This is a genomic window from Ancylobacter sp. WKF20 (genome assembly GCF_029760895.1).
Lineage (GTDB): Bacteria > Pseudomonadota > Alphaproteobacteria > Rhizobiales > Xanthobacteraceae > Ancylobacter.
Map to the genome: position 1 here is coordinate 908,671 of NZ_CP121679.1, position 14,050 is coordinate 922,720.

General features: G+C 65.2%; 11 protein-coding genes. 7 read left to right on the top strand and 4 right to left on the bottom strand.

The genetic code is table 11. The features are described from left to right. Positions 1-2 precede the first annotated feature (2 nt). A complete protein-coding gene (locus AncyloWKF20_RS04105; protein ID WP_279316644.1) occupies positions 3-1,631 on the top strand; it encodes a complex I subunit 5 family protein in 1,629 nt (542 codons plus the stop codon). A 5-nt stretch (positions 1,632-1,636) separates the two neighbouring features. Here the strand turns inward: AncyloWKF20_RS04105 and gltS are convergent, their stop codons facing one another. The 3 genes from gltS to AncyloWKF20_RS04120 all read right to left on the bottom strand — a co-directional run bounded on the left by gltS (position 1,637) and on the right by AncyloWKF20_RS04120 (position 5,468). Further along, positions 1,637-2,842, bottom strand: a complete 1,206-nt coding sequence (gene gltS / locus AncyloWKF20_RS04110) for a sodium/glutamate symporter (protein WP_279316645.1) — start codon at positions 2,840-2,842, stop codon at positions 1,637-1,639. An 85-nt stretch (positions 2,843-2,927) separates the two neighbouring features. After that, positions 2,928-4,379 (bottom strand): GntP family permease, encoded by a 1,452-nt coding sequence (locus AncyloWKF20_RS04115; RefSeq protein WP_279316646.1) that lies wholly within the window; start codon positions 4,377-4,379, stop codon positions 2,928-2,930. Between the two features lie 3 nt (positions 4,380-4,382). Beyond that, on the bottom strand, positions 4,383-5,468 hold the full coding sequence (locus tag AncyloWKF20_RS04120; RefSeq protein WP_279316647.1) for a patatin-like phospholipase family protein: 1,086 nt from the start codon (positions 5,466-5,468) through the stop codon (positions 4,383-4,385). Positions 5,469-5,670: 202 nt separating this feature from the next. On the opposite strand from AncyloWKF20_RS04120, the gene AncyloWKF20_RS04125 reads away from it, so the two are divergent. Beyond that, on the top strand, positions 5,671-6,954 hold the full coding sequence (locus AncyloWKF20_RS04125) for an MFS transporter (protein WP_279316648.1): 1,284 nt from the start codon (positions 5,671-5,673) through the stop codon (positions 6,952-6,954). 12 nt (positions 6,955-6,966) lie between these two features. Here the strand turns inward: AncyloWKF20_RS04125 and AncyloWKF20_RS04130 are convergent, their stop codons facing one another. Next, positions 6,967-7,941, bottom strand: coding sequence for an AraC family transcriptional regulator (locus AncyloWKF20_RS04130; protein WP_279316650.1), 975 nt, complete (start codon positions 7,939-7,941; stop codon positions 6,967-6,969). A 212-nt stretch (positions 7,942-8,153) separates the two neighbouring features. Between AncyloWKF20_RS04130 and AncyloWKF20_RS04135 the strand changes: the two genes are divergently transcribed. From AncyloWKF20_RS04135 to AncyloWKF20_RS04155, 5 genes are all read left to right on the top strand, one after another. Then, entirely contained in the window at positions 8,154-9,164 is a 1,011-nt protein-coding gene (locus AncyloWKF20_RS04135) for a helix-turn-helix domain-containing protein (protein ID WP_279316651.1), read from the top strand. 263 nt (positions 9,165-9,427) lie between these two features. Continuing rightward, positions 9,428-10,864: a basic amino acid/polyamine antiporter gene (locus AncyloWKF20_RS04140; RefSeq protein WP_279316652.1), complete on the top strand. Its 1,437-nt coding sequence runs from the start codon at positions 9,428-9,430 to the stop codon at positions 10,862-10,864. Between the two features lie 24 nt (positions 10,865-10,888). Further along, positions 10,889-12,127, top strand: coding sequence for an arginine deiminase (locus tag AncyloWKF20_RS04145; protein ID WP_279317877.1), 1,239 nt, complete (start codon positions 10,889-10,891; stop codon positions 12,125-12,127). Positions 12,128-12,195: 68 nt separating this feature from the next. Then, positions 12,196-13,638, top strand: a complete 1,443-nt coding sequence (locus AncyloWKF20_RS04150) for a basic amino acid/polyamine antiporter (RefSeq protein WP_279316653.1) — start codon at positions 12,196-12,198, stop codon at positions 13,636-13,638. Between the two features lie 50 nt (positions 13,639-13,688). Beyond that, positions 13,689-14,048 carry a hypothetical protein gene (locus AncyloWKF20_RS04155; protein WP_279316654.1) on the top strand — a complete coding sequence of 120 codons (360 nt, stop codon included), beginning with the start codon at positions 13,689-13,691 and terminating at the stop codon, positions 14,046-14,048. The last annotated feature ends 2 nt before the right edge of the window (positions 14,049-14,050 follow it).

The following is a 14,050-nucleotide window of genomic DNA, read 5'->3' on the forward strand; positions in this document are numbered from 1 at the left end:
ACATGACGTTCGCCGGAATTCTGCTCGCCGCCTCGCTCGCCACGCCGCTGGCCTGCGTAGCGCTCTGCCTTCTGCCGGGCCTGCGCCGGCGCGTGTGCGATCTCCTGCCCCTCGCGCCGTTGCCGGCGCTGGCGGCGGCGCTCATCGCGCCCGACGGCTCGTGGGTCCTGGCGCCGGCGCCAATTCGTCTGGTGCTGGCGCTTGACTCGCCCGGCGCGGTGCTGCTCGGCGGCGCGGCGCTGCTATGGGCCGCTGCCGGCGTCTATGCCCGCGCCTATATGGCGGCGGACCCGACGCGCATCAGCTTCGCTGTCTGGTGGCTGCTGACGCTTGCGGGCAGCCTCGGCGTGTTCATCGTCGCCGACATGACCAGTTTCTACCTGATGTTCTCGCTGGTCAGCCTCGCCGCCTACGGACTGGTCGCGCATGAGGGCACGCCGCGCGCCGAGAGCGCCAGTCTGACCTACATGGCGTTGGCCGTGCTGGGCGAAGCCTTCCTGTTGCTCGGTTTCGTGCTGCTCGCGACCGCCGGACCGACGGGAAATCCGTTGATCGCCGAGGCGGTGGCCGCGCTGCCCGCATCGCCCTGGCGGGAGGCGACGCTGGTACTGCTCATTCTCGGCTTCGGTCTCAAAATGGGCCTCGTGCCGCTGCATGTGTGGATGCCGCTCGCCCATCCGGTCGCGCCGATGCCGGCCTCCGCCGTGCTGAGCGGCATTATCGTCAAGGCCGGTGTGATCGGGCTGATCCGTTTCCTGCCGCTCGACCAGCCCGCCGCCGACTGGGGCACGTTCCTCATCGTACTGGGGCTTTTCACGGCCTATTACGGCGTGGCCATCGGCATCACCCAACGCCATCCGAAGACCGTTCTGGCCTATTCCACCGTGAGCCAGATGGGCCTGGTGGCCGCGATCATGGGGGCCGGTCTGCAATTGGGCGATGCCGGAGTGTCCCGGCTCGCGGCCTATTACGCCCTTCACCACATGCTGGTGAAGGGCGCGCTGTTCATGGGCGTGGGGATCGTCGCGGCTACCGGGGCACGCCGCCGGCTCCTCGCTTTGGGGGTAATGGCCGTGATGGCTCTCAGCCTTGCCGGCCTGCCGCTCACCAGCGGCGCGCTGGCCAAATTTGCTGCCAAGGGCCCGCTCGGCGACGGCCTGGCCGGCACGCTCGCTGCATTGTCGGCGGCCGGCAGCACATTACTGATGCTGCATTTTCTGCGGCTGATCGCGAAGACCACGCCGCTGCGGGCGGATTCCGTCGCCTCCTGGGGGCTGTGTGCGCCGTGGCTGGCGACGGCCGCGGCCTCGCTGCTCGCCGGATGGATGCTGTTCACGCCGATAACGGGCTATGCATCCGCACTGGCCCTTACCCCCGGCGCGCTATGGGGCTCGACATGGCCGCTGCTGCTGGGCGCGGGACTGGCGCTCAGCGTTGCCCGCACGGGACGCAACCTGCCGGAGATTCCCGCGGGCGACGTGGCCGCGCTGGCGGTGCACGCCCTGCCGGCCGTCCGCCGCCTCGGCGACGGAGCGGAGCGGCTCGATGCCACCTTGCGCCGCTGGCCGGTGGCCGGGCTGGCGCTGATCGTCATCGTGCTCGTGCTGGCAGCCGCGCTCGGCGGGGGGTGACAGACTCAACGGGCAAGAAAGCCGATGGCCGCCGCGTTGAAGATGTCGATGAAGAAGGCGGACACAAGCGGCAGGATGATGAAGGCGCGCGGGGAAGGTCCATGCGCCTTGGTGACGGCGGTCATGTTGGCGATGGCGGTCGGCGTGGCGCCGAGGCTGATGCCGGTGAAGCCGGCCGAGATGACGGCGGCCTGGTAGTCGCGCCCCATCGCCGGGAACACCACGAAGATGATGTAGGCCACGGCGGCCACGGTCTGCACCGCCAGAACGAGCACCAGCGCCAGCCCGAGCCCGCCAATGCTCCAAAGCTGCATGCTCATGAGCGACATGGCGAGGAAAACGTTGAGGGCGAGATCCGAGACCAGCGCCAGCGCCCGTGTCCGGGTGGGCCAGCGCACACGCGGCAAGAGGCGCGGAACCGTGTTGGTGAGCACGATGCCGACCAACAGGCAGACGACAAACATCGGCAGCTTCAGCCCGCTCCACTCCACAACGGCCTCCAGAGCCAAAGCAATCAGAATGGCGACGTTGAGCACCAGCACGGTGCGCAGGAGACTGACATGGCTGATGTCGTCATCGGTGCGCTCGCTCACTGCCTTGGGCAGGCCGACCACAGCCTCCTGACCCGGCTCACTCCTCAAATGGTGGCGGGTGATGAGATAGCGGGCGATCGGCCCGCCCGCGAGGCTGGCCAGCACGAGGCCGAGCGTCGCCACAGCGATGCCGACCTCCATCGCATTGGCGACGCCGAAGCGCTCGGCGATCAGCGGTGCCCAGGCGATCGTGGTCCCATGGCCGCCGATGAGCGAGGCCGAGCCCAGGAACACGGTGAGCCCATCCGGCAGGGCGAGGAGGCTGACAGCGCCAAGCGCAATCAGGTTCTGGATGATGAGATAGGCAATGGTGAGCGCGAGGAGGATCAGCAATGGACGGCCACCGGCGAGAAGATCGTCAAGCCGGGCATTGAGGCCGATGCCGGTGAAGAAATAGAGCAGCAGCATGTCCCGCGCGTCGAGATCGAAGACGATGGCGGTGCCAAAGAAGCGATAAGCGACGAGCGTGCACAGCGCCGCCAGCAGACCGCCGGTCACCGCCTCCGGAATATTGAACCGGCCGAGCGGCGGTATCGCCCGGTTGATACCCGCGCCGGCGAAGAACACCACAATGGCGAGGGTAAAGGTGAGGAGGCCGGAAACTTCGATTGCTGGCATCGTCTCTCCGTCAGCGCTGCCCTTCCAAGGGCGCCGCACTCGTCAGGACCGGCGCAGGCATATCGCAGCCATAGCCGCGCGGCGGTCAGAAACTGCCCGTCAGCGAGCCGAGCCCGATGACCGCCACCAGGGCCAGGATGGCGCCAACGATAGCCACCATGACGATGTCGAGATAGCTTTCCTTCGGCGTCACGCCGCAAACGGCGAGCAATGTCACCACCGCGCCGCTATGCGGCAGGCTGTCGAGCGTGCCGGCGCTCATCACGGCCACGCGGTGCAGCAGCGCCGGCTCGATTCCAAGGGCGCCCGCGCGTTCGAGGAACACGGGCCCCAGCGCGTCGAGCGCGATGGTGAGCCCGCCCGACGCCGAGCCAGTGAGCGCGGCGAGGATGTTGACCGCGACCGCCAGCGAAACCAGGGGCCCGCCGTCGATCGACAGAACCCAGTCGCGCACCAGCGCGAAGGCCGGCAGTGCCGCCACAACGGCACCGAATCCCACGAGGCTCGCTACCGAGAAGATCGGCAGAACCGAGGCGTTGGCGCCCGCGTCCATGGTCTCGCGCAATTTGGGCAGGCGATGCCAATTGATGATGAGCGCCGCCAGTATCGCCACGGCCAGCGCGACGGCTACCGACCAGACTCCGCTGACCGCCGACAACTGCACCCCGCCCCAGCGCGGCTCGGCCAGAAAGGCAAAATCGAGACGCGGCAGGATCACGAAGGACATTAGCAGATTTACGGCGATCACCAGGCCCAGCGGCAGCGCCGCCAGCCCGATGGAGGGACGCTCCTCGCTCTGGTGACCATGCGCCAGCTCGGCCGGGTCGAACTCGCGCGCCGTGGTCGCCCGCTCGCGCAGCCCGGGATCGTCGAGATGCGCGTTCACCTCGGCGCGGCCGTCACCGAACCCCTCACCCGCCCGGCGCGCCGCCGCTTCGGCGCGGCCAAGCCACCACAGGCCGAAGCCGAGCATGATGGCGGAGGCGATGAGGCCGAGCCCCGGCGCGGCGAAGGGAGTCGTGCCGAAGAAGGGCATGGGAATGGCATTCTGGATCGCCGGCGTGCCGGGCAGCGCCATCATGGTGAAGGTAAAGGTGCCCAGCGCGATGGCCGGCGCCATCAGCCGGCGGGGAATGTCGGCGGCTCGGAATAGTGCCTGCGCCATCGGCGCCAGCACGAACAGCGCGACGAACAGGCTGACGCCGCCATAGGTGACGATGGCGCCGGCCAGCACGACGGCGAGAATGGCACGTTGTGCCCCCAGCTTTGCGGTCATGAAGTCGGCAATGGCCGAGACCGAGCCGCTGTCCTCCATCAGCTTGCCAAACAGCGCGCCGAGCAGGAACAGCGGAAAGAACTGCCCGACGAAGCTCGCCGCGCTGCCCATGAAGGTCTGCGTCCAGCTGGCCAGCAGCTGCTCGCCGGACAGCAGCGCGGCCGTCAGCGCCGCGAGCGGCGCCAGCAGCAAGACGCTCCAGCCGCGATAGGCGAACCAGACGAGAAGACCGAGGCCGAGCAGGATGCCGAGCAGGCCCATGGCTCACACCCCCTCAAGCAGCACGTCGAGATCCACCGAGGAGCGCTGGCCGATATTATCGGCATTTGCCGCCAGGAACGCATCGGCGGCTTTGCGGCCTTCGTCACGGAGCAGGCTCAGGAACTTCCATTCCGCGTTGAGCTTCGACGAATAGCCCAAAGTGTCCATGATGGAGTTGCGCACGAGATGTATCCGCATCTTGGCCCATTGCGAGCCCTCGCTATTGCCGGGATCGGCGACCTGCCGGAGCAGGGCGATCATCCGCAATTCCTTGAGCAGCACGGCGTTGAACGAGACTTCGTTGAGCCGGTTGAGGATTTCCGGCGCGGTGCGCGGCGTGCCGGGCCGCTCCACCGGGTTGATCGGAATGAGGATGGTGTCATCGGATTTCAACTCGCGCACCAGCGGCGTCATGGTCGGGTTGCCGGAATAGCCGCCATCCCAGTAACTGTCGCCGTCGATCTCCACGGCCTGGAACAGGGTCGGCAGGCAGGCCGAGGCGAGGAGCACATCGGGCGTGATCTCCGCATTGCGGAACACCCGACCGCGCCCGGTGCGCACATTGGTGGCGGTGATGAACAGCTTGACCGGCGACGTGCGAAGCCGCCCGAAATCGATGGCCTTCTCCAGCACGGCGCGCAGCGGATTGGAGGCGCCGGGGTTGAGGTCATAGGGCGAATAGAGCCGCGACATCAGATCCATGGTGACGAAAAGCGGCGAATGGTCCAGTGTCCAGCGGCCCAGAAGCACATCGAGCGGCCCGCGCTGGAACGGGCTGAAGCGTGCCGCGTCAGCGACGTAACGCCAATAGGTGTCGAGCGCGGCGCGGGCGCCCTCCCGCCCGCCGGCGGCATAGCCATCCGCCGTCACCGCCGCGTTCATCGCTCCGGCGGAGGTGCCCGAAATGCCCTCGATCTCCAGCCACGCCTCCTCAAGCAGCCGGTCCAGTACGCCCCAGGTGAAGGCGCCGTGCGAACCACCGCCCTGCAAGGCCAGATCGATGAGGACCGGCTCGCGCGCTGTGCGTGCGTCAGAATTGTCGGTTTTGACTGGCTGTCGGCGTGGCGCGGCGGATGTAGGACGTCGCATAAGCGCCACCTTTGTGAACCGGACAGGATACATCGGTAGCAGCCGCTTTGTTGCGCTGCAACATTCTTTGCGGCGACCGGCGTGAAACAAAGCCGCTTCTCCGCTCCTGGCGGCCATGCTTAGTTACCATCACACATGTCCAAGCCCTCCGAGACAGCATGCTTTCGTTGCCTTGCCTGCCATGGCCAACCCTGGCCGACTCATGATGACCCTGCATGATCCGGAACACACTGCCACGCCGCGGCGTCGCGCCTTCATCGGGGTGCTGCTATGCAATGTTCTCGAATGGTATGACTTCGTCATTTACGGGCTGCTCACGGTCTATATTTCGCAAGCGTTTTTTCCTCGGCACGACGATACCGCCGCACTGCTTGCCACCCTGGCCGTGTTCGGCGCCAGCTTCGTAATGCGCCCGCTCGGTGGGCTGGTGCTCGGCGGCCTCGGTGACCGGAAGGGGCGCAAACCTGGCCTCGTGATCACCGCCGGGCTCATGGGCGTGGGCACATTTGCGATCGGCATCCTGCCGACCTTCGAGGCGATCGGACTTGCCGCGCCGATACTGCTCCTGCTGGCCCGGCTGGTTCAGGGCCTTTCCGCCGGTGGGGAATGGGGCATCGCCAACGCCTTCCTTCTCGAAGCGTCGCCCGAAGGTCGGCGCGGCTTCTCCACCAGCTTCCTGTCGGTCACGGTTGCCGTCGGCAGCGGGCTTGCCAGCGCGGTTACCGCAATCCTCGTCAGCACGCTTTCGCCCGAGAGCATGAAGGATTGGGGATGGCGCCTGCCTTTTCTTATCGGGGGCTCGCTGGGGATTGTGGCGCTTTGGTTGCGCACCAGCATGGTCGAAACGCCGGTCTACCGCCGTGCCACCACGGCTGTCACGTCCACCGCTGCGGTGCTGCGGCGCGTACGCCGTCCCAGCCTGACCGTGATCGGTTTCACCATGCACTGGACGGTTTGCTACTACATCTTCCTCGTTTACATGCCGCTCTTTGGCCAACGGCATGCCGGCTTGAGCGCGGCGCAGGCGACATGGTCCAACACTCTTTCCCTCGTGGTCATCATCCTGCTCGTGCCGCTCATCGGTAGGCTTTCGGATAGATTTGGCCGCCGGCCTTTTCTGATGTGTTCCTGCCTGCTTGTGCTGGTGATGGTGATCCCCGCCCTGTGGATGATCGTCACCCTTCGCAGCTTCCCGCTTGTGGTTGCCGTACAAGTGCTGTGCGGCGTCGCCATCGCGCTCTATTCGGGCCCGGCTCCGGCGGTGGTGGCCGAGCTGTTCTCGACGCCCGACCGTTCGCGCTGGTCGTCGGTGTCATATGCCATAGCGGCGGCTGTGTTCGGCGGTTTCGCGCCCTTTATTGCCGTCTGGTTGACCTCAACACTGGACAACCCACTGGCGCCCGTGGGCTATGTCGTCGTCGCTTCGACCACGAGCCTTCTTGTGGTCTGGCGTATGCCGGAGACGGCTCACAGGTCGATCTCCTGAGCGTACCCCGCGCTACTCCCCGGCTTCCGCCGGTGACGGCGTGCATCCGTAATAGGCGTGATAAGCGCGGGCAAAGCTGGAATAGCCCTCATAGCCGATACGCCGGGCGACTTCGCTAATCGCGAGATCGCCGCCCCGCAGCATTTCCTGCGCATGTTCCATGCGGCGCGCATGCGCATAGGCATGGGGCGTGACACCAAATAGGTCGCGGAAACCCTTGGACAATTCGTTGCGGTTGAGGCCGACACGCCGAACGAGTTGTTCGATGGTGGGCGGATCGGCGATTTCGCGGCGGTAAATGGCCGCTGCCGTCTGGATCGCCCTTATCTTCGCCTGTTCGCCGATCAGGCGCGGCGCGGCGCGCTGGCGAAGGCCGTGTAGCTGGGAGACGACGTCGCAAAGGATCTCGACGGCCTTCGCGCTGACAAAGACGCCGCGCAGCGGTTCTGCATAACGGCAGGAGACGATCTGGTCGACCATCGCGATGCCCGCCGGCGAGAGCGGCAGTGACAGAACTTCCTGTGTCCCGTGCTGCGACATGAATATCGGCCGGTAGGCGGGCGGCACACGGTCGATGTCGAGACCGTATCGGTCGATGAAGTGCCGGCGCTCGCAGACGATCAGGACGCCACGGAGCCGTGCCCCGGCATCGGTATCCGACACGGACAGGGGAATATTGCTGACCTGCAGCATGTGCGGGTTGATGACATCCATGCGCTGGCCGATCCAGCGGCTGTAGCGGCCCGCCACGACGGCCTGGATGCAGACGAGATCGGTGCGCACCATCTTGAGACTGTAGGACTCGACCACGTCGAAATTCATGACGTGAAGGAGGGTGAAGTTGTCGATGCGGCGGTAGCCATGTTCCCTGGCGCGAAACACGTCATCGGCACGTGCGAACACTTGGCTGGAGCGCACGAACTCGCCGACTCCCAGACTCGAGCGCATGGCTCGAAAATCCAGATCCAACTTGTGCCGCTCGTTCATAAGCCACAATCCGCGCCCGCCGTCCAAACGTTGCAACGGGCCGCCGGCAAAGCCGCATCGTTCCTGGCAGTCGTTCGGTCGCACGTTAGTACCCGCTCCGAAGACTATCGCGTCTTTTCACACCCTATGTCCAGTTGTCACGCGGGCCTGTGCGATCCTTGGGGAAGATGCGATTTCGCGCGTTAAGAAGCTTTCCCGATCGAACGACGCACGTGCATCCCATCCTGTTCACCACCGCCTCCCTGCCGCCGCACCAGCAATTCGGGGCGTTCCGCGTCGCCCATGAGGCGATTATGGACATAGTCCCGCCTGCGGACGGCCAGACGTCCTTCGCCATGTCGCAGCGCATCTGGCCACTCGGCCGCCTCGTGCTGACCAGCACAAGCTTGCCGCGCAAAGGTCATCCTGTCCGCTGGACACATCTGCCAAAGGGCGTGCTCGACCACTGGTACGTCGTGCTGCCGTGCCGCTTCGACGAGGCGGGGCTGGCGCATCCCAAGCCGGAAGCGCGGCCCTGCATCCACTCACTGGCGCGGCCGCTCACCACGGAAATCGAAGATGACGGGGTTCTAACACTGTTCGTGCCGCGAAACCTGTTGGCCGATTCGTGCCTCGACAACTTCCTCGACGTGCCGCTCGCCAATGGCCCGGGAACGCTGCTGGGCGACCTGATGCTGGCGCTGGATCGCCGGCTGCCACTCATCGAACCCCACGACATCGATCACCTCGTCGAGGCGACGCGCTGCTTCCTCAATGCCGTTGCACAACCGTCCCCTGACCATGTGGCCGAATCCCAGGCGCCCATCGACCTTGCACTGCTCGAACGGGCACGGAGGCTCATCCGGCAGCGTCTGACGGAGCCGGCCCTCACCCCGGACGCGATCTGCAAGGAACTCGGCGTGTCGCGCTCTCGGCTCTACCGACTGTTCGAGCCGATCGGTGGCATATCGGCCTATGTGCGGCGCCAAAGGCTGCTGGCGGCGCGGCACGCGCTGCTCAACCCGATGGATGTCCGCCCGATCACGCGCATTGCCGAGCACTGGGGCTTTCCCGATGCGTCGGTATTCAGCCGTACCTTCCGGCACGAATTCGGCGTGTCCCCAAAGGACGCCCGCGAAGCGTGCCGGATGGGTCGGCGGGGAATAGGCGGCCTTGAGGGAACCAGCGTGGCCTGCAGCCACATGCCGAGCCTTGCCGACCTGCTTCGTCGGCTCGCCGCTTAGCGGGCCGTGGCCGCGCGCGTTCGGCACCGGCCTCGTCGGGCAATACAGAGTTCATGCTGCACCTGCGAGCAACGCTCATGGCGTTATTTCGGACGCGAGCCACTGTTCTTTCAAGCTTGTAGCATTTCGTGGATATGGCGTAGGGTAAAACGTGTAGATTGGGACTCATCGCCAATAATTGGGACGGAAAGCCCATTTATTGGTATGCCAGCTGGTCTATAGGTCGAGCGCACGACGCTCCCTGCATTTTCAAGAGGCGCAACATGGCGGAAACCTCCGCTGGCAAGCTCTCGCTTCCCACCCTGACCGCCGTGGTGGTGGGCTCCATGGTCGGCGCCGGCATTTTCAACCTGCCCGGCCGCTTTGCAACCGCCACCGGTCCGTTCGGCGCGATCATCGCCTGGATGATCGCCGGAACCGGCATGTACATGCTGGCCCGGGTTTTCCAGTCATTGGCCGGACGACGGCCCGACATCGACGCCGGCGTCTTCGCTTACGCCAAGGCCGGCTTCGGCGATTACATGGGTTTCATTTCGGCCTTTGGTTATTGGCTCGGAAGCTGCCTTGGCAACGTCTTCTACTGGGTCTTGATCAACTCGACGCTCGGACGCTTCTTTCCGGATCTGTTCGGCGACGGCAGCACGGCGACGGCGATTACCCTTTCGCTGGTCGGCATCTGGTCCTTTCATTTCATGATCCTGCGCGGCATCGAGCAGGCGACGGTCATCAACACCATCGTCACCATTGCCAAGATCGTGCCGCTCGTCGTGGCCATTCTCGCCTTCATATTCTTTTTCAATTACGCGCAGTTCGCGGAGAACTTCTTCGGCGGCGTGAACATGCCGGAAAAGACGCTGCTGGCACAGGTGCGCGACACCATGCTGATCACCGTCTTCGTGTTCCTCGGCATTGAAGGGGCGAGCGTCTACTCGCGCTACGCCAAGAAGCGGTCGGATGTCGGCACCGCCACCATCCTGGGCTTCGTAGCCGTGACCGGCCTCATGGTCGCCGTGACCATGCTGCCCTATGCCAATGCGCCGCGCGCGGCGATCGCCGGCGTGGGCAACCCGTCCCTGGCGGGCGCGCTCGAGCTTGTCGTCGGGCATTGGGGTGCGGTGTTCATTTCCATCGGCGTGCTGGTCTCCGTCCTTGGGGCCTATCTCGCCTGGTCGCTGATCTGCGCCGAAGTGCTCTTTGCCGCCGCCAAGTCGCAGGACATGCCGAAACTGTTCGCGGCCCAGAATGGTAACGGCGTGCCGGCCAATGCTCTGTGGCTAACCAATGGCGTGGTGTCCTTCTTCGTCATCTCGACCTACTGGTCGCGGGACGCCTTCAACTTCATGCTCGACATGACGAGCGTGACCTCGCTGCTGCCCTATCTACTGGTGGCCGGCTACGGCGTGCTGCTGGCGCGCAGCGGCGTCGGCTATGAGGCAGACCCGCAGGAGCGCCGCCGCGATCAGATCGTCGCCTGGATCGCCGTGATCTACACGCTGTTCATGTTCGTCGCCGCCGGGCTGAAATACGTGCTGCTCGTGGCCGTGCTGTTCGTGCCCGGCACGATCCTCCTCTACTTCTGGGCGCGCCGCGAGCAGAAGGCGCGCGTGTTCACCCGCGCCGAGCTGCTTGTCTTCGCCATCACGGTTTTGGCCGGGGCCGTCGGGGCCGTCGGCCTGCTCACCGGCACCATCACACACTGATCGACCAGTCATAGGAGTCCCATGATGGAAACCCCCTTCGGTGTTCACTCCGAAGTCGGACAACTGCGCAAGGTCATGGTGTGCGCGCCGGGGCGCGCGCATCAGCGCCTGACCCCCAGCAATTGCGACCAGCTCCTGTTCGACGATGTGCTGTGGGTCGATGTGGCCAAGCGCGATCATTTCGACTTCATCACCAAGATGCGCGACCGCGGCATCGACGTGGTCGAGATGCACAACCTGCTGACCGAGACGGTCGCCATTCCCGAGGCGAAAGCCTGGATCCTCGACCATCAGGTGGTGCCGAACGCGATCGGCGTCGGCTTTGTCGATGAAGTGCGCTCCTATCTCGACGGCCTGCCGAACCGCCAGCTGGCGGAAACGCTGATCGGCGGCCTCTCGACCTATGAATTCCCCGACACCATTGGCGGCGAGACGCTGGCGCTGATCCGCGACGCCGCCGGGGTGAACGAATATCTGCTGCCGCCGCTGCCGAACACGCTCTACACCCGCGACACGACCTGCTGGATTTATGGCGGTGTGACGCTGAACCCGCTCTACTGGCCGGCGCGGCACGAAGAAACCATCCTCACCACCGCGATCTACAAATTCCATCCGGATTTCGCCGGCAAGGTGAAGGTGTGGTGGGGCGATCCCACGAAGGATTGGGGCCTCGCCACGCTGGAAGGCGGCGATGTGATGCCGATCGGCAAGGGAAACGTGCTGATCGGCATGAGCGAGCGCACCTCGCGCCAGGCGATCAGCCAGGCGGCCGCGGCGCTGTTCGCGCAGGGCGCCGCCGAGCGCGTCATCATCGCCGCCATGCCGAAGCTGCGGGCGGCGATGCATCTCGACACCGTCTTCACCTTCGCTGACCGCGACTGCGTGCTGCTCTATCCCGACATTGTCGACAAGATCGACTGCTTCTCCTACCGCCCGGACGGCAAGGGCGGTGTCGAACTGCGCAAGGACAAGGGGGGGCTGGTTGAGACGGTTCGCGAGGCTCTGGGCCTGAAGGAAATGCGGGTCGTCCATACCGGCGGCAATGACTATATGCGCGAACGCACCCAGTGGGATTCGGGGGCCAACCTCGTCTGCGCCTCGCCGGGCGTCGTCTTTGCCTATGACCGCAACACCTACGCCAACACGCTGCTGCGCAAGGCCGGCATCGAGGTCATCACCATTGACGGCTCCGAACTCGGGCGCGGGCGTGGCGGCGGGCATTGCATGACCTGCCCGATCATTCGAGACGCGGTCGACTACTGAACGAGACCCCTCTCTCTCTCCCGATGGGGAGAGGGAGGCAGCGCCACCATCGTCATAGAGGCGCTCGGATGACTCAGCCCACGGACCAGAAATTCGCGCTGCCGACGCTGACCGCCATGGTGGTCGGCTCCATGGTCGGGGCCGGGATCTTCTCGCTACCGCAGACATTCGGGCGAGTGACCGGCGGTCTGGGCGCCCTCATCGCCTGGGGCATCGCCGGCGGCGGCATGCTGATGCTGGCGTTCGTTTTCCAGACCCTGTCGCGTCGCAAGCCGGATCTCGACGCCGGCGTGTTCGCCTATGCCAAGGATGGCTTCGGCAATTATCTCGGCTTCGCCTCGGCACTGGGCTACTGGACCGTCTGCTGCCTCGGCAATGTGTCCTATTGGGTGCTGATCAAGTCGACGCTCGGCGCGCTGTTTCCGATCTTTGGCGATGGCAACACCGTCATCGCCGTGGCGGTGTCGTCGCTGGGCGTGTGGACCGTGCATTTCCTCATCCTGCGCGGCGTGCGCGAGGCAGCGGCGCTCAACACCATCGTCACCATCGCCAAGATCATTCCGATCCTGCTGTTCCTGGTGTTCGTCGGCTTCGGCTTCAGGGCCGAGATCTTCGCCGCGAATTTTTGGGGTGGCGTGGATGCCGGCGGCCTGTTCGACCAGGTGCGGGGCACGATGCTGGTCACGGTGTTCGTCTTTGTCGGCATCGAGGGCGCGAGCGTCTATTCGCGCTATGCGCGGCGCCGCTCGGATGTCGGACTGGCGACGCTGATGGGCTTTCTGGGCGTGCTGTGCCTGCTGGTCCTGGTGACCATGCTGTCTTATGGCGTGTTGCTGCGCCCGGAACTGGCGGGCCTGCGCAACCCGTCGATGGCCGGCGTGCTGCAGGCGGTCGTCGGTCCCTGGGGCGCCGTGTTCATCTCCGTCGGGCTCATCGTTTCGGTGCTCGGCGCCTATCTCTCCTGGTCGCTCTTGGCGGCCGAAGTCCTGTTCTCGGCCGCGCGCATGGAGACCATGCCGGCCTTTCTGGCGGCGGAAAACCGCAATGGCGTGCCATTCGCGGCCCTGTGGCTGACCAATCTTCTGGTGCAGTTCTTCCTCATCATGACGCTGTTTGCCGAGCAGGCCTTCCTGCTGGCGCTCAAGCTCACCTCCTCGATGATCCTGCTGCCCTATCTTCTGGTCGCGGCCTATGCGCTGAAACTGGCGTGGAGTGGAGACACCTATGCCGATGGGGCCAAGACGGGCGCGGGCGATCTGGGTCGCACGGGTGATCTGGTTCGCGCCGCTCTCGCCACGCTCTATACGGTCGGGCTGATCTATGCGGGCGGACTGAAGTTCCTGCTGCTGTCCCTGGTGATCTATGCGCCGGGCACCGCCCTCTTCATCCTTGCGCAGCGCGAGCGTGGCCAGCCGATCTTCACGCCCCCCGAACGGCTGTTGTTCGCGGCCGCGATCGCGGGCGCCGGGACGGCCATCTTTGCCCTGGCGACCGGGTGCATCAGCGTTTGAACTGAAACCCGCGGCAAGATTGTCTAGCGTCCGAAGCAGGCATTTCGAGGATGCGTCGCCTGCTGTTCTATCTCCACGCAGCGAACGCCACCCGCCCTTCAGCCACGCCGGGCGTGCCTCTCATCGAACGCGGCGCAAGCGCATCGAATGGCTACCAAATCACGCTTCTGCGCGCCACCGAGGCCCGCAAGGACCATCGCAGCCCTCTCGGTCGTGCTGAAGCGATCAAGGTGGCTGCCGCCGGAAGCGCCCGCATGCATGAGCGCGCGACGCCCGACATTCGTTCCGGTGGCTATTCCGTGGCTATTCAGACCACGCAGAGCCGCCGACAGAGAGGCAAAGTTCTGAAATTCGTCAGGTTTTTTCAGGAGTTAAGTGGCGCGGCCGGCGCGATTCGAACTATCTTTTGATC